Source organism: Acinetobacter sp. CAU_H_29a_1 (assembly GCF_058599505.1).
Genome location: NZ_CM178655.1, coordinates 2260375 through 2286760, shown reverse-complemented (window position 1 = coordinate 2286760; position 26386 = coordinate 2260375). Strand labels below are relative to the sequence as shown.

At 40.0% G+C, this 26386-nt stretch carries 26 protein-coding genes and 1 pseudogene; 9 read left to right on the top strand and 18 right to left on the bottom strand.

The window, feature by feature from the left end; all coding sequences use genetic code 11:
* Positions 1-3: 3 nt before the first annotated feature.
* From mnmA to AC4MDD_RS11365, 4 genes are all read right to left on the bottom strand, one after another.
* Positions 4-1137, bottom strand: a complete 1134-nt coding sequence (gene mnmA, locus AC4MDD_RS11380; protein WP_004694222.1) for a tRNA 2-thiouridine(34) synthase MnmA — start codon at positions 1135-1137, stop codon at positions 4-6.
* 4 nt (positions 1138-1141) lie between these two features.
* Positions 1142-1627, bottom strand: a complete 486-nt coding sequence (locus AC4MDD_RS11375; RefSeq protein WP_005399799.1) for an NUDIX hydrolase — start codon at positions 1625-1627, stop codon at positions 1142-1144.
* Between the two features lie 255 nt (positions 1628-1882).
* Positions 1883-2827: a phosphatidate cytidylyltransferase gene (locus AC4MDD_RS11370; RefSeq protein ID WP_491881660.1), complete on the bottom strand. Its 945-nt coding sequence runs from the start codon at positions 2825-2827 to the stop codon at positions 1883-1885.
* Positions 2824-3522 (bottom strand): lysophospholipid acyltransferase family protein, encoded by a 699-nt coding sequence (locus AC4MDD_RS11365; protein ID WP_491881659.1) that lies wholly within the window; start codon positions 3520-3522, stop codon positions 2824-2826. Before AC4MDD_RS11365 ends, AC4MDD_RS11370 begins: the two co-directional genes overlap by 4 nt.
* 160 nt (positions 3523-3682) lie before the next feature.
* Between AC4MDD_RS11365 and AC4MDD_RS11360 the strand changes: the two genes are divergently transcribed.
* Entirely contained in the window at positions 3683-4711 is a 1029-nt protein-coding gene (locus tag AC4MDD_RS11360) for an IS701 family transposase (protein ID WP_082188993.1), read from the top strand.
* Here the strand turns inward: AC4MDD_RS11360 and AC4MDD_RS11355 are convergent.
* The 10 genes from AC4MDD_RS11355 to AC4MDD_RS11310 all read right to left on the bottom strand — a co-directional run bounded on the left by AC4MDD_RS11355 (position 4688) and on the right by AC4MDD_RS11310 (position 13739).
* Complete coding sequence (locus AC4MDD_RS11355) at positions 4688-5119, bottom strand: hypothetical protein (RefSeq protein ID WP_491881658.1); 432 nt, start codon at positions 5117-5119, stop codon at positions 4688-4690. The genes AC4MDD_RS11360 and AC4MDD_RS11355 overlap by 24 nt on opposite strands.
* Positions 5116-6474 carry a phosphatase PAP2/dual specificity phosphatase family protein gene (locus AC4MDD_RS11350; RefSeq protein WP_491881657.1) on the bottom strand — a complete coding sequence of 453 codons (1359 nt, stop codon included), beginning with the start codon at positions 6472-6474 and terminating at the stop codon, positions 5116-5118. Before AC4MDD_RS11350 ends, AC4MDD_RS11355 begins: the two co-directional genes overlap by 4 nt.
* 77 nt (positions 6475-6551) lie before the next feature.
* Complete coding sequence (locus AC4MDD_RS11345; RefSeq protein WP_491881656.1) at positions 6552-8300, bottom strand: bifunctional alpha/beta hydrolase/class I SAM-dependent methyltransferase; 1749 nt, start codon at positions 8298-8300, stop codon at positions 6552-6554.
* 24 nt (positions 8301-8324) lie between these two features.
* The gene (locus AC4MDD_RS11340; protein ID WP_005399793.1) at positions 8325-8963 is read right to left on the bottom strand and encodes a CDP-alcohol phosphatidyltransferase family protein; all 639 of its coding nucleotides are present in this window, start codon (positions 8961-8963) and stop codon (positions 8325-8327) included.
* Positions 8964-9192: 229 nt separating this feature from the next.
* On the bottom strand, positions 9193-9729 hold the full coding sequence (locus AC4MDD_RS11335; protein WP_491881655.1) for a gamma carbonic anhydrase family protein: 537 nt from the start codon (positions 9727-9729) through the stop codon (positions 9193-9195).
* A 95-nt stretch (positions 9730-9824) separates the two neighbouring features.
* Positions 9825-10973, bottom strand: a complete 1149-nt coding sequence (gene dacC / locus AC4MDD_RS11330) for a D-alanyl-D-alanine carboxypeptidase PBP5/6 (RefSeq protein ID WP_004694204.1) — start codon at positions 10971-10973, stop codon at positions 9825-9827.
* Positions 10974-11090: 117 nt separating this feature from the next.
* Positions 11091-11477, bottom strand: a complete 387-nt coding sequence (locus tag AC4MDD_RS11325; RefSeq protein ID WP_491881654.1) for an MCR_0457 family protein — start codon at positions 11475-11477, stop codon at positions 11091-11093.
* Positions 11478-11670: 193 nt separating this feature from the next.
* Positions 11671-12045, bottom strand: a complete 375-nt coding sequence (locus tag AC4MDD_RS11320; protein ID WP_436905433.1) for an MCR_0457 family protein — start codon at positions 12043-12045, stop codon at positions 11671-11673.
* 255 nt (positions 12046-12300) lie between these two features.
* A complete protein-coding gene (locus AC4MDD_RS11315) occupies positions 12301-12576 on the bottom strand; it encodes a putative quinol monooxygenase (RefSeq protein WP_491881653.1) in 276 nt (91 codons plus the stop codon).
* Between the two features lie 8 nt (positions 12577-12584).
* Complete coding sequence (locus AC4MDD_RS11310; RefSeq protein WP_491881652.1) at positions 12585-13739, bottom strand: catalase family protein; 1155 nt, start codon at positions 13737-13739, stop codon at positions 12585-12587.
* Positions 13740-14088: 349 nt separating this feature from the next.
* Here AC4MDD_RS11310 and AC4MDD_RS11305 point away from each other — a divergent pair, with 349 nt between their 5' ends.
* From AC4MDD_RS11305 to AC4MDD_RS11285, 5 genes and pseudogenes are all read left to right on the top strand, one after another.
* Positions 14089-14970: an IS982 family transposase gene (locus tag AC4MDD_RS11305; RefSeq protein ID WP_104221957.1), complete on the top strand. Its 882-nt coding sequence runs from the start codon at positions 14089-14091 to the stop codon at positions 14968-14970.
* Between the two features lie 32 nt (positions 14971-15002).
* Positions 15003-15706, top strand: a pseudogene (locus tag AC4MDD_RS11300) (DUF1003 domain-containing protein).
* A gap of 472 nt (positions 15707-16178) precedes the next feature.
* A complete protein-coding gene (surE, locus tag AC4MDD_RS11295; RefSeq protein ID WP_058869283.1) occupies positions 16179-16949 on the top strand; it encodes a 5'/3'-nucleotidase SurE in 771 nt (256 codons plus the stop codon).
* A 153-nt stretch (positions 16950-17102) separates the two neighbouring features.
* Positions 17103-17921 carry a peptidoglycan DD-metalloendopeptidase family protein gene (locus tag AC4MDD_RS11290; RefSeq protein ID WP_005399783.1) on the top strand — a complete coding sequence of 273 codons (819 nt, stop codon included), beginning with the start codon at positions 17103-17105 and terminating at the stop codon, positions 17919-17921.
* Between the two features lie 95 nt (positions 17922-18016).
* Positions 18017-18946 (top strand): LysR family transcriptional regulator, encoded by a 930-nt coding sequence (locus AC4MDD_RS11285; protein WP_010326350.1) that lies wholly within the window; start codon positions 18017-18019, stop codon positions 18944-18946.
* A gap of 208 nt (positions 18947-19154) precedes the next feature.
* Here the strand turns inward: AC4MDD_RS11285 and rsmI are convergent, their stop codons facing one another.
* Positions 19155-20000 carry a 16S rRNA (cytidine(1402)-2'-O)-methyltransferase gene (rsmI, locus tag AC4MDD_RS11280; protein WP_419282243.1) on the bottom strand — a complete coding sequence of 282 codons (846 nt, stop codon included), beginning with the start codon at positions 19998-20000 and terminating at the stop codon, positions 19155-19157.
* Between the two features lie 330 nt (positions 20001-20330).
* Between rsmI and AC4MDD_RS11275 the strand changes: the two genes are divergently transcribed.
* From AC4MDD_RS11275 to AC4MDD_RS11265, 3 genes are read left to right on the top strand one after another with little or no spacing between them, the layout of a single operon-like run.
* The gene (locus AC4MDD_RS11275; RefSeq protein ID WP_078388871.1) at positions 20331-20738 is read left to right on the top strand and encodes a YraN family protein; all 408 of its coding nucleotides are present in this window, start codon (positions 20331-20333) and stop codon (positions 20736-20738) included.
* A gap of 60 nt (positions 20739-20798) precedes the next feature.
* Positions 20799-21482: a BON domain-containing protein gene (locus AC4MDD_RS11270; RefSeq protein ID WP_491881651.1), complete on the top strand. Its 684-nt coding sequence runs from the start codon at positions 20799-20801 to the stop codon at positions 21480-21482.
* Positions 21472-22356: an alpha/beta hydrolase gene (locus tag AC4MDD_RS11265; protein ID WP_491881650.1), complete on the top strand. Its 885-nt coding sequence runs from the start codon at positions 21472-21474 to the stop codon at positions 22354-22356. The genes AC4MDD_RS11270 and AC4MDD_RS11265 overlap by 11 nt, the downstream gene beginning before the upstream one ends.
* A 41-nt stretch (positions 22357-22397) precedes the next feature.
* Here AC4MDD_RS11265 and nudC read toward each other — a convergent pair whose 3' ends face one another.
* The 3 genes from nudC to dnaQ form a co-directional block, all read right to left on the bottom strand.
* Positions 22398-23174 (bottom strand): NAD(+) diphosphatase, encoded by a 777-nt coding sequence (gene nudC / locus AC4MDD_RS11260; RefSeq protein WP_491881649.1) that lies wholly within the window; start codon positions 23172-23174, stop codon positions 22398-22400.
* The gene (locus AC4MDD_RS11255; RefSeq protein ID WP_491881648.1) at positions 23174-24817 is read right to left on the bottom strand and encodes a chemotaxis protein; all 1644 of its coding nucleotides are present in this window, start codon (positions 24815-24817) and stop codon (positions 23174-23176) included. Before AC4MDD_RS11255 ends, nudC begins: the two co-directional genes overlap by 1 nt.
* Positions 24818-24943: 126 nt before the next feature.
* Positions 24944-26365, bottom strand: a complete 1422-nt coding sequence (dnaQ, locus tag AC4MDD_RS11250) for a DNA polymerase III subunit epsilon (RefSeq protein ID WP_491881647.1) — start codon at positions 26363-26365, stop codon at positions 24944-24946.
* Positions 26366-26386 lie beyond the last annotated feature (21 nt).

Below are 26386 nucleotides of genomic sequence, written 5' to 3'. Positions count from 1 at the left end.
CCTTTAAATAAAATCAGGTTTAGGAGCATTGGTATGATGAATCACGCCACCGCCTAAACAAACTTCACCTGAGTAGAATACGACACTCTGACCCGGAGTCACAGCACGTTGGGGTTCATCGAACTCAACACGTACGCCACCTGGGGTAGTCGGATCATTAAAGATCACACAATCTTGGTCATCTTGGCGATAGCGCGTCCGTGAGGTACAACGGAAACCTGTTTCAGGAATCTGCATTTCACCTGCGACCCAGTCAATCGTTTCACTCCAAAGCGCTGTGCTTTGCATGAGTGGATGTTCATGACCTTGACCAATCACCAAACGGTTGTTTTCAATATCTTTATGTAGAACGAACCATGCGCCTTCAGCCACACCTTTCAAACCACCAATACCAATACCACCGCGTTGACCGAGCGTATAGTACATTAAGCCGTGATGTTCACCAACCTCTTTGCCATCATCTAAGACGATTTTTCCAGCTTGTGCAGGTAAGTATTGTTTTAAGAAGTCATTAAAACGACGTTCACCAATAAAACAGATGCCTGTTGAGTCTTTTTTCTTCGCCGTGACTAAGTCATATTGTTCCGCAATTTTACGTACTTCAGGCTTTTCAATTTCACCGACAGGGAACAACGTCTTATTAATTTCACGGCCATGCACAGCATGTAAGAAATAGGTCTGGTCTTTGTTTTTATCTAAACCACGCAGTAAAGGTGCGTATTCCTCACCTTTAGAGTTGGTCATAGTTTCGCCGCGACGTGCATAGTGACCAGTCGCAATAAAGTCTGCGCCCAGTTGCATAGCATGATCTAAGAACGCACGGAATTTGATTTCTTTATTACATAAAATATCTGGGTTTGGTGTACGGCCCGCAGCATACTCCGCTAAGAAATGCTCAAATACCCGATCCCAATATTCCATAGCAAAGTTAGCGGTGTGTAACTTAATCCCTAGTTTGTCACAGACGGCTTGAGCATCGGCTAAGTCTTCCATAGCCGTGCAGTATTCCGTACCGTCATCTTCTTCCCAGTTCTTCATGAAAAGACCTTCAACTTGATAACCTTGTTGAAGAAGAAGAGCAGCAGAAACAGATGAATCTACACCACCCGACATACCGACGATGACACGTTGTTGCATAGGACTAGGCATCCAAACTTGAAATAAGGGGAGAATTTTGGTGCTCATAAACGAGCGATAAAGGATATTTTTGCCCCGCGAGTGCGTCTTGAACCGCTTTAATCACCAATGGACTACGTGCACGGGCCGTTTCGAGTAGTTCATCCAAAGTCATCCATACTGCACCCACGATACCTGTATCGAGTTCAGCGGTTGGACTGTGATGAAGTGACTGCGCTAAAAAGCAGAAACGATAATACGTGCGGTCTGGAAACATGGGTGGTGTATAGGTATAAATGCCCAATAACGCATCTATAGACACTTCATGTCCAGTTTCTTCCATAGTTTCACGAATGGCAGCTTCGATGAGTGTTTCACCTGATTCAACATGGCCAGCAGGCTGGTTAAATACAGTGTGTGTCACACCCGCAGTATGCTCTTCTACAAATAGAAATTTTCCGTCTTTTTCAACAACAGTTGCGACGGTGACGTGAGCTGTCCAAGCGGTCATATAAAAGCACCATGGGGTAAAAGGGCTATTCTACAAAATTTAGCAGTGCGTGGCTATGGAGATTTGCTTTGGTTTGAGACGTGTTGGGAAGCGGTTAAGAAAATTACAAAAGGACGCTTGTAAGGTAATACCACATAGACATTAGGCAGCATCGACAAAATATCATGAGGCAGAATACAAGCCAAGCGAGTGCTGAAACTGGGTTGGTCTGGGGGAAATTTATCGTTTAAATATTTGTCTAACCCAATTTGCCAATTAACTCCACCAATATCTAAGTATATGAAAGAAAATAGGTGCAGAAAAGCAAATAGAATCAATGCGGTCTAGCATTCCGCCATGGCCATGAATGAGTTGCCCCCAATCTTTCACCCCACGATCACGTTTAATTGCTGACATGACCAAACCGCCAAAAAAGCCAAAGATACAAACAACTAATCCAATACAAGCAGCTTGAACATAGCTAAAAGGCGTTAACCACGCCATTGCAGTACCTAAAGCAGTTGCTAATAGAATACCGCCAAGTAAGCCTTCTACCGTTTTCGATGGCGATAAAACGGGTGCGACTTTATGTTTTCCAAATAATTTACCGCACACATACTGCAAAACATCAGAGACTTGAACGACCATAATCAACCAAATCGCTAACCAAATCGGTTCGCCTTTAAATTCAGGTAATTTTAAATTCAACAAAGCAGGGACATGTGAAATGCAAAATACACTGACCATGAGTCCCCATTGAATTTTTGAGCTTCGTTCTAAAAAATGGGTGGTATCTTCTTGTTTTAAACTGGCAATTGGAATCAACAAAAATACATAGAGTGGAATGAAGATTGAATAAAGCCCATACCAGTCGGTATAAACCAAATAATATTGATAAGGAATAACAAAATAGAATGCAATGAGTAGAGGAAAATAATCGCCACGTCTGGTGGGAAGCAGGCTAATAAACTCACGTAATGCAAAAAGAGAAATAATCCCAAATAACACAATAAATGCAGTTTTACCCAATAGAATGGCCGCAGCGATCACGATCAGCATGACCCACCATGCATTGATTCGTGCATTTAAATTATCAATAACCGAAGACGGTTGAGTTCCTGCTTTTTGTTTGAGAATAAAACCGACAGTTGAAGCAAAAACCAAAATCCCTGCAAAAATAGCAAACAAGAGATAAGTTTTATCAAGATTATTTAACATCATTGATTTTCAACCTCTTTTAATTCTAATAATTGCTTTTGTGCATAATTGATAAAACTTGCCTTATCCATGTCTAAATGTTGTTCTAAAGGGCAACCAAAACATACTGTAGAAAGCAAAGGTAGAGGGATAAATGCGCCTTTGGGCATAACCCGTCTTAAATTTGAAATCCAAACGGGAACAATTTCAATGTCTGGAAACTGTTTGTGCAAACTATATAAGCCACTTTTGAAGGGTAATAATTCAATATCATCATTTAGATTGCGCGTACCTTCAGGGAAAAAGATAATCGAGTAGCCTTGTTCAAGTGCATCTTTAACGGGTTGTAATGGATCAGTGTGATCATCTCGGTTGCGTTGAATCGTTATACCATTGAAGGTATCTCTAATAAGGAATTGGCGAAAGCCATCTTTCAGCCAATAATCAGAAGCAGCCACAGGCTTGGTTTTCCGTCGCATGATTGTCGGCAAAGATGACCACAGCAGTATAAAGTCGATATGGCTATTGTGGTTGGCGTAATAAATACGCTGTTTGGGCACAGGCTGACAACCGATCCATAAACTACGTGTACCCGTTAGCAGACGCGCTCCACGCCGTGTAAAAAATGCAATTAAACGGGCAATAGAATGAGTCGCAAAATGACTTTGAGTTTGCTCTAAAGCTGTTTTTTTATCGTTTTGAAGCGGAGTTTTATTCATTGCATAAACCAATTTTATCAATAATTTCAATGGACTTTTAGCCAGTAGAAAGAGGTTTATTGTGCCAATAATTTATAAATTAGAATCATTAGAACTATATATTGTAGGACTTACGCATTGACGGATTCAAAAAAGTATTAAAATACTTTATAAAGTATCTGTGATCAGACGAATTAAAAATGCTTCTACAGCAACTTGTACTCTACCCATTTATATGGGCTTTCTCATGACAGAACCGAACTCTATTAGCTGCACACAACTTGCCGAGACTTATAACATCTCGCATGATAGTGTAAATCGCTTTCTAGAACGTGAAGACTACACACCTCACGACCTATATCAAGAAGCAATTCAACATATTGATAATAATAAACTTATAGTCAGTATTGATGATACTGTTTTAGATAAACCATATAGTCAGCATATGGACTTAGTTAGCTATTTTTGGTCAGGCAAACACCACCGATCCGTCAAGGGTATTAATCTCATTACCTTGTATGCGACAGATCAAAATGGTCAAAATATTCCAATTAATTTCCGAATTTATGACAAATCTGAAGGTAAAACCAAGAATGATTACTTTATGGATATGTTAAGTGAAGTACTCAGTTGGGGTGCAAAGATTCAATTTATTACAGGTGATAGTTGGTATTCATCGACTGGAAATCTAAAAACCATAAGAAAACATGGTATTCGATTTATGTTTGGTATCGACTGTAACCGTAAGGTTTCCCCAGAAAAAGGACAATGGTTTCAACTGCGTTTATTGCCAAATTTCCATCAGGGTCAAGTGGTCTGGCTCAAAGATTTTGGCTTTGTACAATTATTTAAGACTCAGTTAAAAGAACAGCAGAGGTTTTATATTGTGCATCAAGATGAAGATGATTTATTGTCCTTTGAGGGTTTTCATGAATTACATTCAAGTCATTGGAAAATAGAACAATATCACCGAGTGATTAAACAGGTTTGTCATATTGAAAAGTTTCAAGTAAGACGATCTAAACTGATTTCGAATCATATTTTTTCAGCCTTGATGGCCTATGTTGAGATACAAAAGAACCAGTTTGAGCGGATCTTTGAAAATGTATATCGTTGGCAGAAGAAGTTATTTAGACCAATGATCAAAAACTTCATTGATGACTTTATTCTCGATAAAAATCATCTGCTACCACAGAGAGTCTATAAATAACAGTGCGTAAGTCCTATATTGTATAAACAATATAGTTATTTGCAGTTTAAACAAACGGAAACAGCCTGCAAAGCGCAAAGACCAATCTCGACCCACTTTCGATTTTGGTATGAGCTTAAATTGCAGTAATGATTGATCAAACTGTTGCGTTAAGTCTTCGATGGCCACTGTATCAGATTGTTGCGCAATCACTTCAATGAGTTCAGCATCAAATTTCAACCTGAGTGCTAGGTAATGCTGTATCGCCATCAAACCGAAACATATAAAAATTAATATCCAAAACTCAAGAGATTGCCAGCTTTTAAGTAGTATAGCCAAAATGGTTAAGACAAACGCGACATAGCCTGAAAATAACAAACCATACGTTGTAGATAAAAGTTTTGCCGCCACATAAAATTGCATTTTCATGGGGCTGATCCTTTGAGTTTTAACTGATAAGTATTGAGATTTTTGATTTGTACATCGTTCAGTCTAACCCATGGTCTAGCGGATTGAACTATTTGAATGGCCTCATTTACCTGTGTTGCATGCTGCTGTTGCATAAGCCAAGCGCAGAGAATAGCACTACTTCTGGAATAACCCAGCGCACAGTAAATTAATACATGCTGTTGTGTGCTCTGGCTTGAAGCTGCTGCCATTAATTGGTTGAACACTTCAACCGCACGTTGAAGTTGGTCGGCCTGTAAAGGAATTAAGTCTAAACTTGAGTATTGAAAATATGAATTTTTTGAATTCACTGGCAACTCTGCAACACAATCAAAAACGGCCTGATATTTTTGTATTGTAGAACGTGTTGGGATGCGCCCTAAAAAAATGGTTGTGTTTTCAATTTTTAAAATTTTGGAGTCTTCGGGATGTTTCTTTGTCCAGATTCGACTGTTCAACCACGCAAAGATTAGGTAAGGGGCAAATAACATTGTAGCGGCAATGCTCAAACTTCCATCTGTTTGCTTTTGGAAGAAATGAGGGCGAACTAAATAGTAGCTTAAAGCAACGCCAAATAGACTGATTGCTGGATAAAGTAACCATAATCCCCAAGGTTGGAACAGATAGGCCAAGATTAGGAAAAGTAATGCGCCGCATAGGTAATAACTGCCTAACTTTAAATGCTTTGGCGTTAAAGTCTGCAAACCATCTTTTTTAAAGGGTGATTTTGCCGTAATTGGAAATAACCACAAACATAATGCACCCGCCAATAAACCTGTTGGAATATCTATAAAATGATGTTGCCATGTGGTGAGTACCGATATGCCAATTAAAAATGACCAAAGGTCGACAAAGTATTTCCACTGACCTGAGCTGTGTCTGCGGAAGAAGTCCCAAAGGATGACCAATAAAACGATATGGAGAGAAGGTGCTTGGTTAAAAGGTTTATCAAAACCCATCAAAACATCAAACCATAGGCCAAAAAAGCCATCTAAAGGTGGTCGTTCAAAACTAAATTTGAGTGGAAAAAGAAGAAAGCAACTGATCGAAATCAGCTGTGCGCTAAATAGCCGAAGTGCATGCTGTTTCAGCTCAAATTTATTCCAACATAACAGCAAAGATAGACCGTAAAAAAGATCAATGGACCAATATGGCACGATGCTCCATGACCAAAGCGGAATGTGTTTTTCCCAGTCATAGACAATACTCGGCACATTGGGCAGTTGTGATGCATAGTGATTTGCAAATCCATAAGTGAGAAAGAAAAACGGTGCAAGGAAAATCAAACACAGGATTCCCCATTTCCAAGTGCCTGTTTCTTTTTTCAGTATTTGCATAAAACGTCCACAGATTATTATTTTTAAGTTTTACATGGATGACATGATCCAAAGACTGATCATGTCATCCTGTGATTTTAAAGCTTTTGGGCAACGGACACGGTAAATATTCCAAACTCATCAATACATTGATCTACTTTTTTAAAGCCTGCTGCTTCTACAAGGGCATCCATTTCAGCCTGAGAACGTAAACGCATGACCCATGCATCACCTTCACGATGTGAGGTTAGGGCGCGTGCAATAAATTCTTGCTGAGGATGCCAAATTTGACCTGTGTAAATTAAATAACCATCTTTGAGGATGGCTTTGCTTAAACCTTCCAGTGATTGTCGCAGCAGGTCATTATCACTAAACAATTCATATAAGCCAGAAACCACAGCCAACGTCGGTTTCGGTTTAACAGATGCAAGGGATTGTGTATCAAATGCATCGGCTTGAACAAATTCAGCGACATCACTTAAGCCTCGTTCTGCAATCATTTGTTGCCCAGCTTGGACATTAATATCACTATAATCGCGCAATAAAATCGAGTCTGGGCGTTTCGGAAGTTGTGTAACTGCATCTAAAATATAACGACCGTGTCCTGAAGCAATATCCATAATTCTGAGTGGTTTACGCTTTTTGATGAGAATGTCAGCGTATTTCTGCACCAGATGTTCAATGTTCTGTTTACGGACACGAATACCACGCCAACCAATCGCATTGAGATATTGTCGGTCAATGATTTTACCAATTGGGTTGCTACTTTCAGTTTGATTGCGATAAACGAAGTCTAAAGTGCTACCTGAGTCATAGCCTGTATCTTCGCCAATTTTTAAGCCTTTAGACAATTGGCTACCGATTTTCAAATTCTTTTTGGTGATTTCCCAAAATGCATTCTTCATGGATTTCACAGGCAATGGAGAACTTAAGTTTTCAGCAATGGCACAACTTGAACCAATTTTATCTGCATTTAAAAGATCAGGTGCTTGATATTCCACAGCAAAACATTGCTGAATAAAACGACGGATTTTTTCAGTCGCTATATGACGGTCTTTTTCACCCAAAGTATCGTGAAAGAAGCCATCTAATATATGAAATTCTTTTTTGGGATGCGGTAGTTTTTGATAAAACTGTTGCTGCGGTTTTTGGAAGACCACAAAATCTGAGCCTGAACATAAAACTTGTGTTGGAACAAAGATATTTTGTGCATCCGCGACAATACGTTTTGAAGCATCATATAGCCCCAATAACATTCTGACTGAAATCGCTTTGGCAATTTTGGGGTCGGTATCATAGCTTTGAGCACGTTGTTTATCATGCGTGAGCATATTGGCTTTTACATAGCTTTGTATAAAGAAATTGCCACGCAACTTTGCCATCACCCTTAAGCTTGGTTCAGCAAAAGGCACATATAATTTAATATCAAAAGCAGGAGAGGCTAAGCAGAGCGCACGAATTCTAGGTGCATAATCATGCACCCAAGTTGCAGCTAAAACAGCACCAACACTTTGAGCGACTACGGCAATATTTTCCGCAGAAATGGCATATTGCTGTTCAATATGTTGTACGAAAACTTGAATGTCTTTGACACATGCAGAAAAGCTTGGCGCATCACCTCGCTCACCGGGCGAATGACCATGGCCACGTGCATCCCATGCAAAGAAATCGAAATCTGGTAAATTAAGTTCGTTAACTAAATGCGCCATACGCCCCGAGTGTTCATGGCCACGGTGAAAGAGAATAATGGCTTTTTTTGTTGTAGATGGTGTAGCCGTTGCCCAGTGTTGGTAAAACAGTTCGGTCCCATCATGACTGGTAAAAGTGTGTTGACTATTGTTATACATCTATTTTTACTCTGAATAATAAAATTATGAAGAAGTTGTCTTTAAACTATTTTTAATTCGGTTAAATATGGTGAGCAGAAGCAGTAGAGCAATGAGAATAAGAATGCCATTACAAATTCTACCGAGAAGTTGTAGATTTGTACTGATGTATGGAAATATCACAATAATAACAGCAATTAAACTGAGCCAAAAAGCGCGATCACTTTTACCCATTGGGCCATCGTAACGCCGTTCTTGGCCAATAAGTGGCGCCATTACACCTGCATATTCGCTGAGCAGGGCAAGAAAAACGACAAGCAATAATAGTTTTGCATTAATAAAACCAAAGGCAATAAAACAAAGATAGAGTGCGGTATCGGAAATAATGTCACACAATTCATTATAAAAAGCACCCAAGTTGGACTGCTGTTTAAACTCACGCGCTAACATGCCATCAATTGCATTGAAGGCCATACGAATGAGCATCCATAGTGGAAATAACAATAAAAGCCCAGAAATAGGATGGGCTAAATAATGTTGATATAGAAAATAGCCTAAGCAAATTGAAATAAACATCGCCAATAAAGTGACTTGATTTGCTGTAATTCCAGATTTATATAACAGTTGTACAAAAGGTCGTAATAGATTTTGAAATGCTGGTTTTAATTGATAGATAGATGGCATCGTTTTAATAGTTAATAATAGTTGTTGAAATTTTAGTCAGATTGCACAAGGTTTATCAAGTGCTATTAAGAGGCTAAAAATTAAATGATTTCCTTGTATGAATTTTCGGTGTTTATACTCACAGCATCGTCAGGCAATATGATATGCGAACAAAAAAACTCAAAAGCTTTGCAGCAGATTCTAAGAACATTATTGTATCTGTCAAATGCGGGGGAAATACTCCCAATGATTATGACTCTAAATAATGCCCCGATACTTTGACATAGTTTTGTGCTGAATACGGTAAAAATGCCAACTCTTTTTCTGTCAGAGGACGAACTTTTTTGGCAGGACTACCGACATATAAGTAGCCACTCTCAAGCACTTTCCCTGGTGGAATTAGTGTTCCTGCGCCAATCATAACATCGTCAGGAATGATAGCATCGTCCAAAACAATGCTATTGATACCAATCAAAACACGGTTGCCGATGGTACAGCCATGTAAGGTGACATGGTGACCAATGGTAACATCTTCACCAATGATTAAAGGCGAGCCATTTGGTTTATCTGCTTTTTTATGACTAACATGCAGCATTGCATGGTCTTGTACATTCGAGTTTTTACCAATCCGAATATGATTTACATCACCACGAATCACGGCAAAAGGCCACACAGAAACATTTTCAGCCAAGATGACATCACCAATCACTACCGACATTTCATAGATATAGCAGTTGTTGCCAAGCTGTGGAGTACTGTTTAAATAGGGGCGAATATTTTTAGCCATGTTGATGTTCTGCTTTTATGTAGGTACCCATTATAAAATAAAAAAGCACCCAGACCGAGGTGTGGATGCTTTAACTTAAGTCTAAATGTTGCTGCTTAGAATAAGTTTGAGAAGAATTGTTTGATGTGGTCAAGCATACGTGCAAAGAAACCTGCTTCTTCAACATCTTTTAGCGCCACAAGTGGTTTTTCAGCAATTACTTTACCATCAAGGCTTGCTACATATTTACCAACCACTTGACCTTTTTTCAACGGTGCAGTCAGTTTCGGTTGAACCACGAGTTGTGTTTTGATCGCGTTGGCTTGGCCTTTAGGCATAGTCACATTAAAGGTTTCAGCTAAACCAATTTGTACGTCACTTTCTTTACCAAACCATACCTTCGATTTTGCTAAAACTTGGTTCGCAGCTTGAACATTTTTAGTTTCAAAGTTTGCATACCCCCACGCTAAAATTTCACGTGTTTGCGTTGCGCGTTCTTGCATGCTTGGCGCACCAAAAATCACAGAAATCAAACGCATTGGGCCACGTTTAGCCGAAGTTGTTAAGCAATAACCCGCTTCGTCAGTATGACCAGTTTTTAAACCATCGACACTTGGGTCAGTATAAAGCAGGGCATTACGGTTGCCTTGTTTGATACCGTTAAAAGTAAATTCTTTTTCAGAATAAATCGGATAATATTTTGAACTGTCGTGAATGATGTGCTGTGCAAGCGTTGCCATGTCTTTAGCGGTCGAGTAGTGACCTTCAGCAGGCATACCTGTTGAGTTCATGAAGCTGGTATTGGTCATGCCGATACGTTTTGCTTCAGTGTTCATCATGTGAACGAAAGTGCCTTCGTTCCCAGCAATGTGTTCAGCCATAGCCTTAGATGCATCATTACCCGATTGGATGATAATGCCACGTAACATCTCTAATGCAGTCGCAGTACCATTTAATGGCACATACATACATGATTCCGAACTACTACCACGACACCAAGCAGACTCGTTCATCCGAACTTTTTCATCTTCGGTTAGCTCGCCCGCCAACAACTTTTGCTCAATAATGAAACTCGTCATCATTTTTGTCATTGATGCTGGTGCTAATTTTTCATTTTCATTTTTAGATGCGAGGATTTGCCCAGTCTCATAATCCATCAGCACATATGATTTATTATTTAGTTCTGGTGGTGAGGATAAGACAGTTGCTGCAAATGAAATGCTTGGTACGAGTAATGCCGCAGCAAGGGCGCTTTTTTGAATCATTCTAAGGGGTTCCGATTTCTTTAGTATAAGCACGAGAGCTCTGCATTTTAGGACAAAGTTCTGCCGACTTCTACGGGAGAAATCGGCTTATTTCAAAGATATTGTAACCAATTGGTATTATTTGCTGTAAGTGCTCAATTCTTTACAAATTTCTTGATTTTTCGCTTTACCTGCTTTTTTCGCATCGGCTTGAGCTTCGGCTAAAATAGGCTTAAATTTTTTCTCTTTGCTGAGGCTTTTAAGGTATTCAATCGGGTTTTTCTGTTGCGGTAGATACTCTTTGGCCAAAGTGTTGTAGCCATTTTCAAACTGACTCTGGTCTGAAACGAGACTTGGACAAACTTCTGATAGGACATAAATTGCAGCCAACTCTTGCTGCGTCACTTGTTGCAGTGGAGTCACTTCAATATTTTCGTCTTTATTGGCCGCATGAGCAGAACCGATGGCAATCAAAGAAGAACCACAAACTGCCAAAATCACTTTTTTCATTACATTTAAATTCATTCTAAACCCTAAGTGCATACATGTTGTTGCCATAATAGGATGAGCTTAAACAAATTTTAAGTAAATGTAAGCGTAAAAGTGTATAGAAGCTGTTGAAGTCGCTGCATCATTTTTACATTTTTCAGTCTAATAAAAAAAAGGATGAATAACCCCATTATTCATCCTTTTTTGCGATATAGATGTAGAACTTGAATTAACCTTCAAAGTTTACAACGTCATCACATACTGACTTTTGTTCTGCTTTGTCAGTACCATTTGCATCTGTACGAGCTTCTTTCAGAATCGATTGGTATTCGTTGTCTGACTGCAATTTTGCATAGGTCATCGACTTATCTGAGTAGTCTTGTAAATAGGTTTGAATTAAAGTTTGAATGTTGCTTTCAATTTTAGGGCCTTGACCCACCAAAGCAGGGCAAAATTCGGTCATGACTTGCGCTGCTGCAATATCTTCTTTTACGATGGTGTTGGCTTCTTCTGTGCTTAATCCCTCTAGTGCAAAAGCAGATTGAGAGATCATGATAGTCATGCCTAATCCGAAGAAATTACGTAATGTTAAGCTTTTAATCATTTTTAAAATCACATATTTATGGTGGATGCGGAGACTCAATATATATATTTTCAATTAGAATTCAATGAAAAGTTCTGACCAGTCATTTTTTGAATAAAGATTTTTGTGTTGAACCTTTTAATCGCCAATGATCATCCGAACTACTTCTAATCTTCAGTTTTGGTGGTCTTTAGGATGATCTGCTTGTTGGTGCGGGAATAATATTTAGGATAAAAAACGCGTATACGTGTAGGCAAGTTGTGAACCGAATAACTGTTAATCGCCCTCAGATATTTTATACTGCCGTTTAATATTTTGCGTTTTCACTCCCCAAATGGATGAGGCCGTTCTACTTTGGTGATGCTTAAAACTTTTCATGCTATCAAACACTTCCTGCACCTCCCAGATAAAAGGGTTGATGCTTTGCTTGACCTCAAAAGAAATACAACCGTCTTCTTGATGAGTTAATTCAATATGTGCTGGAAGGAGTTCTATCACCATACGGACTTCTTCTTTAGACATACAGATTAATAGGCCATTGAGTTTAACCATAGGACTCCTTATTGATCTTCGACATTGTTAGCGTTTGTTTGTTTAGCCGAATTCATCTCATGTCTGACGCGACTAATCTGGTCATATATGACTTTGCGCATTCGGTTTATCGCACCCAGTGGTTTATGTTCAGCTAATGCATGCCATGGTGTAAAGGATAGATTTTCACAAAACTTATTTTGCTCAGTGGTATCAAAAACTTGTTGAGGAATATGAATTGTGGCCACCTTATAGAAAGGAGCTTGGTCTTCTTTCCATTCAGTCATTGAGTCTTCAACAGACATTGTGCTGGATGTCCGGGGTTGTACTAGAAATTCCATGCAGGCATCACGATCTTGTAACGTCGTTCGAAGAGCCGCTCTTAAAAAGTCCTTTTGAGGAGTAACTGGAATCGGGCTAACAACGCTTGAACATGCACGAGCAGAGTACTTTACTGCTTGACGACGCGTGCCGACTCCTAACTGATAGGGCACCATAGACCAGTATCTGGTTTGCAGTGGATTTGAAATTTTATTTCTAGTGTTTAAGGCAATCCAAGTTCCTTTGGCTCCTAATGCAAAAGGGACATGCAGTTTTTTTAGCAATCGATCGCTATTGATATCTTGCATAAATGATAGATAACGAGCGGGGTCATTGGTAAAGAATACAGGGTGATTGATCATAATGAAATCTTGCGTAGCCGCAGGTTCATCTAAAAGGTTTTTCTCTGGCACGGCTAAAAGTTTGATCGCCATGCCGCGTGCATCTTTTTTTATATCTGCCTGTTTTGCATTACTCGATCCATTCGAAAAACGAATCCACGCTTGATAAGTTTTTCCTGGAATAAAAACACCATAAACCATGTTTTGAGGCAATGTTTCGTTTATCTTAAATTCTGCGCGTACGCAACCATGTGCTTTAGGGTGCGCATCACGTAGTGCGATATCTGTGGCATATTGTTTTCGGATCGTCATTTCAATGATGTTCGCGATTTCTTTAGCAGTGGCGGCCTCATTTGGATAAAGACTTTCACTTAGATCATGATCTACATCTGGGTATATAAAATCTTTAGGAGAAGTCAACATTACAGGTGGTGTATTCGCATCTACGTTAGCGGTGATACCTGTGAGCAATATGGCATGAAAAAGTAGACCCAAGTGTATAGGTCTTGCGGAGTTAGGCATTGATTGCCTCCTTGCTCTAAAGCTGGATTTTTTTAATTTTTAGCCTGATGATATGGACTTGTTTAGCCTTATTTGAGACACAGAATCATGATTATATCTGTGGCATTTTTTTATTCATGGCTACTGTCTAGAAAAATCTTAATGAGGAGCTACTCTGAGTGATGCTGAAAATTTGACATTAGTTTAAAATTTATTCGATGATGTTTATCTCCCCTAAAACTTATAATGATTACGCGAATCTCAACTTTTTAAGTCTTTGAAATAAAAAGGACATAATCCAATTTAATTTTCGACTAAGAAAAGCAAAGCAAAGCAAAGCAAAGCAAAGCAAAGCAAAGCAAAGCAAGTTATGTCCATTTACGAATTTATCATTTCTGTATTTTTAATCATAGAGCAATTTTACTCAGCGATTGTCATTCAACCTTTAAGAAGTAGAGGATTTCCACCCGCTTTAAGTGATATTGAAATTCTTACTATACAAATTGTGGGAGAGTTTCTTGGCTTAGATTCTGATAAAAATATCTGGTTCTACTTTAAAAACAATTGGTTTGAATGGTTTCCAAAATTAGGTTCCTATCCTAATTTTTGCAAACATTGCGCAAAATTATGGCATGTAAGTCAACAGATTATGTCACAACTAAAATCTTTTTTCGGTTTAGATAATATTCATTTTATCGATGGCTTTCCTATACCTGTTTGTCGTTATGCTAGAGCAAAAAAACATAAAAACTTCAAAGAGTCTGCAGGTTTTAGTTATTGTGCGGCTAAACAAGAAAAATATTATGGTTTCAAAGGACATATCGTTATTAACTTTTCAGGAATGATTACAGGCTATACTTTTGCTCCAGCTCATTGTGATGAACGTGATGTTGCACCAGAAATTACTCAAGATATTCAGGGATTACTTGGTGGTGATAAAGGATACTTAAGACCTGAATTAAAACACTATTTTATGTACCAAGATATTGATTTACAAACACCTTATAGAAAGAACATGACTGATAGCAGGTCTAAGGAAGCTATGGCGAGGCTCATGAATGCTCGTAGAAAAATTGAGACTGTTATAGGTCAATTAACTGAACGATTTCACATTCAAAAAGTAAGAGCTAAAGATTTATGGCATTTAACGCATAGAATTACGCGTAAGATTCTTTCACATACCATTGCAGTAATTTTAAATACACGATTAGGAAATCCACCTTTACAGCTGGAAAGCCTTATTCAAAGTTGAGATTGGGGTAATGATTATAAAAGAGAACGAGCATGAGCGAAAAAAATCAAAGTCATGAATGTTTAGTTTGTGGGCAGAAATTCCTCATTAAAAACCTCATTCCTATGGGGCAATACGAAAATCTATTACTGAAGAAATTTCACATGATTTTCCAGAATGGTCGCCTCAAAGTTATATATGCCAAGCAGACTTAACCAAATATCGAATTCAGTATGTTCATTCACTGTTAAAGTCTGAAAAGGGGGAAGTGACTGATCTTGAATATGAGGTGATTAAAAGTTTGCAACAACATGAAGTGATCACCAAAAATGTTGAAAATCAGTTGGATCAAAATTGGACTTTAGGGGAAAGGCTGGCAGATAAAATTGCGACCTTTGGCGGTAGTTGGGCTTTTCTCATGTGCTTTGCGACTTTCCTAGCTATTTGGATTATTGTTAATACAGTGGTCATGGTTACGCATCCTGCCGATCCTTATCCCTTTATTTTATTAAATTTAATTTTATCCTGTATTGCTGCGGTTCAAGCTCCTGTGATTATGATGAGCCAAAATAGACAGGAAGCCAAAGACAGATTGCGCTCGCAAAACGATTATAAAATTAATTTAAAGGCGGAGTTGGAAATTCAACATTTAAATGAAAAACTAGATCATCTGTTGATGCATCAGTGGAATAGGTTAGCCCAAATACAAGAAATACAACTGGATTTGTTATCCGAAATGAGTAAAAAACGCGAATAACTTGGCTCAATATCCAAACACTTAAAAGCATGTTCTGTAATAGTGAGTGATAGCTAAACTCGCTTTCTTAGATTTTTTAACTCTTTGCTTTATAGTTATTTTTCTATGTAAGAGAAGAGTGCTTTTACAAAATCAAGAGATTTATATTTTATCTTTTTGAAGGCGTACTCACCAGTAAACACTTTAAACGTATGCTTATTCTTCTATTTTTAAGCTCTCTCTTTTGTTCTGCCCATGCAAGAGTAAAGTACTCACCCAGATCAATGATTTCATCTTTTCAGATTGCCTGATCTCAATGTATAGTCTTTCTGCATCGAGGACTCTATAGCTTTTCTTTTCGCTTTAAAAATTTAGTTTTTTCAAGCTACCCATAAATCTACCTGTTTGAATTGCAGATTAAAAAGACGAAGACGAGTGCAAAATAGATGTATAAGGCTTTTACCGACTCATATAGATTGAAGAAGATCCATCAGTGAATATTTTAATAGCCAATGACGATGGTGTTTTTGCACCAGGTATTCAAGCGCTCGCACATGCTTTACGTCCATTAGGTCGCGTGGTGATTGTAGCACCTGAAAGTGAACGCAGTGGTTTTTCCAGTGCTTTGACTTTAGATCGCCCCTTACGCCCAATCGAAATTGCACCCGACATGTGGGCAGTCAATGGAACACCCGCAGACTGTGTCTATTTGTCCATGAATGGCTTATTTGATTTTGAGTTTGATCTTGTCGTTAGTGGCATCAATAGCGGGGCAAACTTGGGTGATGATGTACTCTACTCAGGTACAGTTGGAGCAGCCTTTGAAGGGCGTCTAATGAAACAGCCAGCCATTGCAGTATCACTTGCGGGCCCTGAAGTCCGTTCGTACAACCGCCCAGAAGACTATCATCATGCAGCACAGTGGGTGCATGACTTTGTGAAACAAGGTTTGCCCGCACTGCCACCACGCCATATTTTAAATATTAATATTCCTGATGTCGCTGAGTTACAGGGCGCTAAAATTACTTATCAAGGACGTCGTCGTCAGTCTAAGCCGATTACCAGTCATGTTGACCCACGTGGTCGTCAAGTGTACTGGATTGGGCTTGCAGGTGAAGCTGTGGCAGAACCGAAAAGAGGCTATGATGAGGTAGAGTCAGACTTTTTCGCTGTGGCAAATGGTTTTGTCAGTATTACGCCTATTCAGATGGATGCAACCAACTATGAAGTTTTGCATGCATTACAAGGGCAAATAAGTGCGTAAAAGTCGCTACAGCTGAGCAATACAAGGAATGTATTCAGCTGTTTGTTATAACTTTGTGAAAATACGCGCAGAGATACTATTTTCACATACTTTTTTGCTAATCTTAGCGCAAATTAAACTGATTATTTTTTGTATTTTTAGAGAGTAAGATAAATGTCTGTGTTGTCTCAAATTCGTTTCATTGCAATTCCTACAGCACTACTGAAAACTGTCGTGTTATCCACAGCTGTAGTTTCAACTGTTATTTTGAGTGGTTGTGCTTCTAAACCACAGGTTAACAATGCAACACGTTTTGCGAAAGCACCAGACTATTATACAGTTCGTTCAGGCGACACGCTGAGCGGTATTGCAACTCGTTATGGGCTGAGTTATACCTCTGTTGCAGACATGAATGATATTGCTGCGCCGTATCGTATTTATGTGGGGCAGTCATTACGTTTAAAAGGCTCGGGTAGCCCACGTACAACTACGACGCAACCTATTACACAAACCGCTCCAATTCAACGTCAAAATATTGGTCTCCCGAGTCAAAATACGACCACCACAACCACAACAACTCCTGCTAAAGTACCGACCGCACCTGTTGTGAGCTCGAAAAGTTCAACTTTACGCTGGGTAAAACCAAGTAATGGCGCTGTTTTGCAAGGTTATAATTTAGCAAATAATGTGAAAGGTATTCGCTATGCTGGTAACCAAGGTGATCCAATTTATGCAGCAGCAGATGGCCAAGTGGTGTATGCAGCAGACGGATTGAAAGAATATGGGAACTTAATTTTGGTTAAGCATATTGATGGTTATATCACAGCATATGCACACAACAGTGCGATGAATGTGAAGAGCGGTCAAAATGTGACGGCAGGACAGAAAATTGCTGAAATGGGCTCCACAGGTGCAACACGCACCATGTTAGAGTTCCAAGTACGCTTAGATGGCAAGCCAATCAATCCGACTATAGTTTTACCATTAAATTAAAAAATCTGGATGCAACGCAAAAAATTCACCGTATAATACAATGAGTTGTTTTTATCAAGTAGATGAAAACTTCTCATGAATCCAGAGAGAATTTTATGTTAGATCAACTACGGGCAATGGGTGTTTTTGCTTGTGTTGTCGAAAAGAGTTCATTTAGTGGCGCCGCGCGTGAGTTAGGCATCACTACAAGTGCTGTGAGTCAGCAAATTCGTTCTTTAGAGCAAGAGATGGAAGTTGTTCTTTTACATCGCTCAACAAGAAAGTTGAATTTAACTGAAGCAGGCCAGGCTTTTTTCCACAGCTGTCAAGAAATGCTCGCCGCTGCTGAACGTGGCAAAATACGTATCAATGAATTGCGCGATGATCTCGTGGGTGAGCTGCGAATAGCCACTACGCCAGAGTTAGGTGCCAATCATGTGATTCCTGCTTTGTCGCATTGGATGTCTGCACATCGCGGATTATCTATTCATATTGAAGCAGATAATCATTATGTGGATTTGATGAATGGGCGAATTGATATTGCCCTAAGAATGAGCCCAACAGTTGACGATCAAAGTGTACATGTCGTGCCATTGGCGCGCGTGGAACAGATTTTGGTTGCATCACCGAGCTATTTGAATCAGTCTGCACCAATTTCACGACCTGAAGATTTGAAAAATCATGATCTTATTCCGATCACGATTATGAAGAACAATCATGATTTTGATTTTAAAAATGTGGTGACAGGTGATGCGGTTAAACTTGAGATGAAATCAAGAGTAGCCAGTAATAATATTTTAGTGACAAAGACTTTATGCCAACATGGGCATGGAGTTGCACGTATTTTATATTTGGATGTACAAAAAGAATTGGTTAACGGTTCTTTAGTGGAAGTTCTTCCAGAGTGGAAGCTCCCTAACTTTACGCTATATGCCATCATTTCAAAGCATGAACAACAGCCGATGAAGATCCATCGTTGTCTGGATGCATTGAAACAATACTTTTGCCAACTACCCGGCGGTCGTATTTACCAAGAAGCAAGCTAATTCAATAGAGAATGTCATTGGCGATCAGTCAACCCATACAAATGCTTATAATTTTTAAATGATATAACAAAATAATTTGAGTTAAGCGGTTCACATGGATCCGCTTAACATGGAGAGCAGCAGAGAGAGGCCAAAGCACTTGAATCTGCCGCTCTTTATTTTTTTCATTCAAAAGAATAGCAATACTTTTCTTTCAATCCATCGAAGCCTATTCAGCCTGATCTTGTGTTAGTTCTAAAGCGCGTTGGTAAGCAATTTTCTTTTTAATGCCGGTCAAATCAGCCGCTAACTGTGATGCAGCTTTCACTGACAAATCTTCTAAGAGACGCGTTAAAAGTTGGTCGAGTTTTTCTTGTGCCATATCTTTTTCAGTGGTCGCGCCACCAACAACCAATACAATCTCACCTTTTTGTTGATGATGATCGTTTGCAATAAATTCAACCAACTCACCTAAAGTCATCTTCTTGATGGTTTCAAAGGTTTTGGTAATTTCACGAGCAAAACCGACAGGGCGGTCAGCACCAAAGACTTTAGTCATGTCACTGACACTGTCTAAAATACGATGTGGTGCCTCATAAAAAATCAGGGTTTGCGTTTCGTCTTTGAGTTTTTCCAAGCTTGCCAGTCGTTGGGTTTGTTTAGAAGACAAAAAACCTTCAAAGCTGAAACGATCACTTGGTAAGCCCACTGAGCTTAAAGCGGCAATGGCAGCACATGCGCCCGGTACAGGGATTACGCGGATATTATGCTCTTGTGCCGCACGAACCAATTTAAAACCTGGATCACTGATAAGAGGCGTTCCTGCATCACTGATAAGCGCCATATCTTCACCTTTCAACAAACGCTGAATAAGGATGTCAATTTTGTTGCTTTCGTTATGATCGTGGCATGCGGTGAGCGGTGTTTGAATATTAAAGTGTTTCAGTAATTGTGCTGAAGTTCGTGTATCCTCAGCAGCAATGATTTTGACTGATTTTAGTACATCAATTGCGCGGTAAGTCATGTCATCTAAGTGCCCAATAGGGGTTGCGACTACAAATAACTGGGCACTCATGGGTTTTCTCCGCGTTGCAAAATAATAAAATGATAGGTTGGCTTGAGTGCTTTGATGCATTCAACCGATACCGCGATAAGCATTCTACCTGAATTGTCCGTCGTGGCGTGAGTTAGAATATTGTCGGCGATGGATTTGCAGGAGTCGGGAAGACATTCGATTGAAATCTAAACGCCAAGAAGGCTTTAAAACGTAGAATGAAATGAATTGTTTGGTTCGAGAGACGCACAGCAGTGGTTTTAAATATCAAGACGTGAGATTTTTGATCGAAATTGAGCTTTTCAAAATGCACTGATTAAAAAATAAAAAGAAGTGGGGGAAGATAAAGAGATGAAGCTGGGACAATGGGCAGAGCAACAAGCTTTGACTGTGCTAGAAGAACAGGGGTATGTTCATGTACGGTCCAATTATCACTCGCGCTTTGGCGAAATTGATCTGATTGTACAAAAAGGGCAGGAATTGGTTTTTGTTGAGGTCAAAGCACGCTCAAAAACGCGTTTTGCGCAGGCTATTGAAACAATTTCCTATTCAAAACAACGCAAAATAGCAAAAACGGCCATGTTATTTTTACAAGATCATCCACATTTCCAGCAATATTATTGCCGCTTTGATGTGATTTGTTTTGATTTTTTTAAAGAAATTGCAAAAACCATACAGCAAGATTTTTCAAAATTCACTTATGATCAGCAATGGATAGAAAATGCTTTTACTTTTGATCAAGACTTTATTAATCTTTGAACAAAATCAAAGCTGAAATGCTGAATTAAAATAGTTTGAAAAGTTGAGGAGTCTTGCTGAGTGTTCAATCGTATTGCAATGACCGTATTATGCGTCGCAAGTTTATCTGGATGTGCAAGTTTCATTTCGGGTGGGACAGGAACAGCCGCTGTAGGAACAGAAAGCGGTGCACGTTCATTAGGGCAGGTCTTTATTGACTCTTCAATTGAGCGTACTGCAAAAATTAACTTATATAAATTGGACAGTCGTTTTAAACAGTCACGTGTCAATATCGAAAGTTTTCATGGGAATGTCTTATTAACAGGACAAGTACCTGATCAACACTTACGTCAGTTAGCTGAAGACAATGTACGTGCGATGTCGGATGTCAAAACCGTGCATAACTACATTACAGTTGGAAATCAAATTAGTTATAGCACCATCATGCAAGACACCTCAGTTACGGCAAATACACGTGGCTTGATCATGAAAGCTGCTGTTGTTTCAGATGCGAAAGTGCGTATTCACACCGAAGATGGCGTGTTATATGTGATGGGACGTTTAAATGGTGCTGAAATTACCGATTTAAACCAAGTTTTACAGCAAGTGGGGAATGTGACTAAAATTATCACACTGGTGGATAATATAGAGCAACAGTCCCAAGCGACTAGTGCGTTTGCGTCACCAATGATCAAGTCAACAGCGACAGAGCAAACGCCTGTTGCGATAGACCCAGACCAAGTTGAGCCAAATAATGTTCAATAAGCTTCAGCCTTTTGTTCAAAGACTGAATCGTTCGGTAGAGTATGCAAGATTACTCTATCGTGAGTTTCGTATTTATGATGTCGGTAGTTATGCCCTAAACCGTTTAACACCACGTAAGGGTTATTCGGTCCAAGAAAATGTGGCCTATGGGTTACGCGCGCGACATCGTTTAGATTTGTTTCGTACACAAGCACCGCGCGAACACCGGCCTCTGATTGTATTTGTGCATGGTGGTGCATGGATGCATGGTGATAAAAAAGATTATCGCTTTATTGGCGAAGCCTTTGCCAAAGAAGGCTTTGATGTGGCGGTGATTAACTATCACTTGGCGCCTGAGCATATTTTTCCTGCCTCTATTGATGATCTCAGCTTGGCTTTAAATTATCTCAATGTGCATCAGCTAAAATATCAAATTTCGACTGAAAAAGTCGTATTGATGGGGCATTCTGCGGGCGCATTTAATGTGATGTCTGCGCTCTATCATCCGAAACCGTATGAAATACAATGCCGTAGTCAAATTACCGCCATTATTGGTTTGGCAGGACCTTATCATTTCGACTATAAAGGCGATCCAATTTGTGCGGATGCTTTTGATCAGAACAGACCTTATCAAGAAGTGATGCCATATTATTTCGTCGAGTCGAATACAGTTAAACATTATCTGTTGGTTGCAGAGAATGATGATGTCGTCGGGTTGAGTAATGCTGTTGATTTGGATCGTAGGTTGAAAGAAAAAGGCAACTACAGTCAACTTTGGACGGTGCCGCGTATCGGTCATATTTCAATGATTGGTTCGGTATCGAGTTTGTTTAGTCGTTACTTCACGACCAAGCAAAAAATTATGCAGGCGCTCGAAGATGCGCTTAAGCACTAATTGGGTTTTAAAGTATATTTGTGTGGAGATGGTGAGTGAGCTTAGAGCCACTCACGTGTATCATCTGCGACCGTTGTGCCTTCTGTCGCATGCATGATCATGGCATGTGCAATACTGCCTTTGAACGGAATTTCAGGCAATTGATCAAACTTAAAGAATTGGGCATCGCTGATTTCTTCTTCTTGTAAGCAAAGCTCACCCGATGCGTATTCTGCTTTAAACGCAATCATTAAGTTACTTGGGAAAGGCCAAGGCTGACTCGCCAAGTATTGAACATTTTTAACTCGAATGCCGACTTCTTCCAAGGTTTCGCGGCGTACCGCTTCTTCTAAGGTTTCACCGACTTCAACAAAGCCTGCAATCAACCCATACATATTGCTACGGGTATTACGCGCATTTTTTGCCAACAGAATCTCATCTTCACCTCGTGTAATGACGGTGATAACACAGGGTTGTACTCGTGGATACTGATGATAACCGCAGGCAGGGCAGATCATGGCATATTCGCTGGCATGTGCTTCTGTGGCGTGGCCGCAATGACTACAAAATTTATGATTGCGACGCCATTCTAGCAGTTGAATAGCTCGGCTGGCCTGCTCAAATTGTGCGGTGCTCCAAAGTGGAAGCAACTGGCGAATTGGGATGAGTTCTAAACCTTCAGGAATCGGCTCATTGTCTAGCAGGTCTCGGGCAATCACTTGATCACCCGAGTGAAAACTTAAATCACTTGCTAGCTTTTCTACACGAGGCAATTGAAAGTTATGGTCCACCAACAATTGCTGTTGGCGGAAAATATAAGCAAGTGAAAGTTCTGACATTAGGCAACAGTCTTTAGTTTTTGGCTACTGTTCAATGCTACATCAAACATACTGCGTAATACAGGCTGTTTGTTTTTTAAGTTATCAATCAGCATATCTGCACTTGCGAGTGCATCAAGTACATGATTCACCTGAGCAGCAGTGAGCGCAGTTTCAGCCGTGATTTGTTGTTGCACAAAATCTGCTGAAATATTCAGGGCTGTTTGACCATTTGCTGCGCCTAAGAACAACATTGCGCCCGCAACTTCATGTAGTTGCGCAGGGGTGTTCTCAAGTGCAGCTAAATCTTGCTCTTCCTGATATTGAGCCAAAGCTTGACTACTTAAGTCAATAGACGTTTTAGCCTCTGACAATAACGCAGCATGGGCTTCATCTAAACGGTCTAGTGAAATATTCATGTTGTTCACACGAAGCTGTAGGCGGCTTGAAGTATGGTGACGTTCTAGCACGCCAATGGAGTTCATTGCCGACAAGATCACATTCATCAACTGCTGCGCAAAACCTTCATCTTTCAGCATATCTGCTTGACTAAGTGATGCTGCTTGACGGTTTAAGTCATTATGCGCCTCATTTAAGTTCAATACTTTGAAGATGTTCGCCAAATCGACCAGTTTTGCTTGGAGCTCTTGGGTCTTTTCAGGGGTCATGTTTTGATAGTTGTACTCAATGTCATTGCGGATTTGAGACATTTCGGTGGTTACCAAATCACTGATGGTATGCATCGTGTCGAAATCTGGGCCATACAGATGACGACTGAAAACTTGCAGCTGCGTATCTGTGAGTAGGTCGTCGCCAATATTGAGTTTGCCACGGATGTGTTGAGATACTTCGTCTTCTTGGCTGATACATAAGCTGAGAATGTTGGCAAGATCGGTGAGGCTGGCTTTGAAACGTTCAGGTGCAGTAAAGAACTGTGCAATGTTACGTTCGATGCTAATCAGAGTGCGTAAACGTGGTTCATTAATGAGCAATTGTTCAATTTGATTGAGTGCAACATAGACCAAGTTCCAATACTGTTTACTCGGTGTTTGTTCTGCTAGACCTGCTAAATAAGTGCCCACCAATTTCATTGCTTGTAAATCAAGTTCGCTTTCTTCTTGTTTCAGCATTTGGCTTAAAGACAGCTTGTACAGGCGGTGAACATATTGAGATTTTTCAAGACTTGGTGCTTGAGGGAGGCTGAAATCTGGGGTGATACAGTCTAGTAATGACTCAATGTGCTGACCTTCTTGCGTTAAAGGCTTTGCTAATGCAATTTCAAGACGGTTTAAGGTGTCGAGTAAAAACTGTGGAATTTTCACCTCTCTTAAGCAAATGAACTCAATATAGCGCTTCAGCATGGTCGTGCCTTCGCTGAGTGCAATCACATCTGGCGTATTAATCTGTGCAGGATTCCCTATGATCTTGCGCATAAGCTCTGCGGAATATTCAGCAATTTTGGCCAAGCTCGACATATCAATCAATGCAAGCACTTGAGCGCATTGCTCAAATTGGTTTAATGCATCGTCAATCCCAAAAGGTAAAGTCTGATCTTCTGCTAAGGTGCTCACAGCTGATTCAACCAGCTTAATGGAGTTATCCACTTCATTTTTTATTATCAGCAGCGCCGTTGGATCAAAATGAATAGAGGTTTGGTAAGACATTGATCTGCACCTATCCTAGTGTTTTATCGTGTTTATATGCGGCCCAAAGAAGGCATAGCAACTTGTTCATCACTATAGCCTAACTGAAAAATCTTGTAATACAAAAGTTAACAAAAACTTTAGAATTTATTTGGCAAAAAGGCAGGGTGTGCCATGTTTTTCTTGGTATTGTTTGACCCAAGTCTCATGTGCTTCAAGTTCTTCGGCTGAAGGCTGAATTACCGCCAGTTCAATATCCAGTGCTTGACGCTGACTTTGCCCATTTTGTTGTTCACTATGTGACAGGGCATCCATATCAAAGGAAACCTGACCACCTGTCATAGCCAAGTAAACGTCGGCTAGAATTTCAGCATCCAGTAAGGCCCCGTGGAAGGTACGGTCACGCTGCGGAATTTCGTAACGGCGAACTAAGGCATCGAGTGAGTTTTTTTGCCCCGGATGCTTAGATTTTGCCATCGCGAGGGTATCTGTCACCGCACAAACTTCAGAAAGCGCAACAAATCCTGCACGCTTGAACTCCATGTCTAAGAAGTTCATATCGAAGCTTGCATTATGCGCAATGATTTCCGCACCTTTGAGATAGGCAAATAAAGTGTCAGCAATCTCTTGATACAGCGGTTTATCTTTTAAAAAGTCATCAGAGATCCCGTGGACATTTTCAGAATCGCCCACAGGTTTTTTTGGGTTGATGTAGATATGAATCGAGCTGCCTGTGAGCTTTCGATTGACCATTTCAATCGCGCCAACTTCAATAATGCGATCACCATCTTGATAATAAAAACCCGTGGTCTCTGTATCGAGGATGAGCTGTCGAGGTCCAAAGACCTCAACCTTACGTGGAGTAATCACAATTTGCGGATGTTGTTTGAGTTGTGTTAAATCGACACTTGCCGCAACTTCAGGCGTTTGTTCAGTAGAAGCAACCGTTGTGCCAAGTTCTGGTTCAGCCATTAAACTTGGCTCTTGTTCTGCAACGTGTATTTCACTTTCGGCTAAATCTTCGCTGTCATCGGCTTCTTCGTCATCGAAACCCAAACCAAAAGGGTCGTTTAATAACCAGTCTGGTTCAATTTTTTTTTTATCTACAGATGGTTCTGTTGTCGTTGTTTTAGACTGACGAAGTTGAGCCTGTGTTTGATCGGCACCGAGGTTTGCCAATTGATCTGCCATTTCATTACCTTCATGACCTGCATGGCCTTTGACCCAGTGCCAATCGATATCACGGCCTTGGCAGGTTGCATCGAGTTTTTTCCACAAATCTGGATTTTTAACGTCTTTCCAGTTTTTCTTTTTCCAACCTGTAATCCACTCGGTAATGCCGCGTTTGACATAGGTTGAATCGGTCCAGACTACCAACTTCGCATCGGTTGGGCAGAAAAGAATGCCTTCAATGGCCGCGGTGAGTTCCATACGGTTATTGGTGGTGTTGTCTTCACCGCCACACAGTTTATGCTCTTCAGTTTCTGTAATAATGTACGCGCCCCATCCCCCAAGACCAGGGTTTCCACGACAAGCACCATCGACATACAGGGTAATTGTTTGTGACATACACAACTTCCGTAAACTGAA

Coding starts and splice junctions, on each gene's coding strand:
- AC4MDD_RS11320 (WP_436905433.1), bottom strand. CDS start 12,045: ATGATTAAAAGCTTAACATTACGTAATTTCTTCGGATTAGGCATGACT.
- AC4MDD_RS11265 (WP_491881650.1), top strand. CDS start 21,472: ATGTTCAATAAGCTTCAGCCTTTTGTTCAAAGACTGAATCGTTCGGTA.
- AC4MDD_RS11290 (WP_005399783.1), top strand. CDS start 17,103: ATGTCTGTGTTGTCTCAAATTCGTTTCATTGCAATTCCTACAGCACTA.
- AC4MDD_RS11340 (WP_005399793.1), bottom strand. CDS start 8,963: ATGCCATCTATCTATCAATTAAAACCAGCATTTCAAAATCTATTACGA.
- AC4MDD_RS11365 (WP_491881659.1), bottom strand. CDS start 3,522: ATGAATAAAACTCCGCTTCAAAACGATAAAAAAACAGCTTTAGAGCAA.
- mnmA (WP_004694222.1), bottom strand. CDS start 1,137: ATGCAACAACGTGTCATCGTCGGTATGTCGGGTGGTGTAGATTCATCT.
- AC4MDD_RS11310 (WP_491881652.1), bottom strand. CDS start 13,739: ATGCCTAACTCCGCAAGACCTATACACTTGGGTCTACTTTTTCATGCC.
- AC4MDD_RS11255 (WP_491881648.1), bottom strand. CDS start 24,817: ATGTCTTACCAAACCTCTATTCATTTTGATCCAACGGCGCTGCTGATA.
- dnaQ (WP_491881647.1), bottom strand. CDS start 26,365: ATGTCACAAACAATTACCCTGTATGTCGATGGTGCTTGTCGTGGAAAC.
- AC4MDD_RS11335 (WP_491881655.1), bottom strand. CDS start 9,729: ATGGCTAAAAATATTCGCCCCTATTTAAACAGTACTCCACAGCTTGGC.
- AC4MDD_RS11355 (WP_491881658.1), bottom strand. CDS start 5,119: ATGAAAATGCAATTTTATGTGGCGGCAAAACTTTTATCTACAACGTAT.
- AC4MDD_RS11325 (WP_491881654.1), bottom strand. CDS start 11,477: ATGAATTTAAATGTAATGAAAAAAGTGATTTTGGCAGTTTGTGGTTCT.
- AC4MDD_RS11285 (WP_010326350.1), top strand. CDS start 18,017: ATGTTAGATCAACTACGGGCAATGGGTGTTTTTGCTTGTGTTGTCGAA.
- AC4MDD_RS11275 (WP_078388871.1), top strand. CDS start 20,331: ATGAAGCTGGGACAATGGGCAGAGCAACAAGCTTTGACTGTGCTAGAA.
- nudC (WP_491881649.1), bottom strand. CDS start 23,174: ATGTCAGAACTTTCACTTGCTTATATTTTCCGCCAACAGCAATTGTTG.
- dacC (WP_004694204.1), bottom strand. CDS start 10,973: ATGATTCAAAAAAGCGCCCTTGCTGCGGCATTACTCGTACCAAGCATT.
- rsmI (WP_419282243.1), bottom strand. CDS start 20,000: ATGAGTGCCCAGTTATTTGTAGTCGCAACCCCTATTGGGCACTTAGAT.
- AC4MDD_RS11350 (WP_491881657.1), bottom strand. CDS start 6,474: ATGCAAATACTGAAAAAAGAAACAGGCACTTGGAAATGGGGAATCCTG.
- AC4MDD_RS11345 (WP_491881656.1), bottom strand. CDS start 8,300: ATGTATAACAATAGTCAACACACTTTTACCAGTCATGATGGGACCGAA.
- AC4MDD_RS11305 (WP_104221957.1), top strand. CDS start 14,089: ATGTCCATTTACGAATTTATCATTTCTGTATTTTTAATCATAGAGCAA.
- AC4MDD_RS11375 (WP_005399799.1), bottom strand. CDS start 1,627: ATGACCGCTTGGACAGCTCACGTCACCGTCGCAACTGTTGTTGAAAAA.
- AC4MDD_RS11370 (WP_491881660.1), bottom strand. CDS start 2,827: ATGATGTTAAATAATCTTGATAAAACTTATCTCTTGTTTGCTATTTTT.
- AC4MDD_RS11315 (WP_491881653.1), bottom strand. CDS start 12,576: ATGGTTAAACTCAATGGCCTATTAATCTGTATGTCTAAAGAAGAAGTC.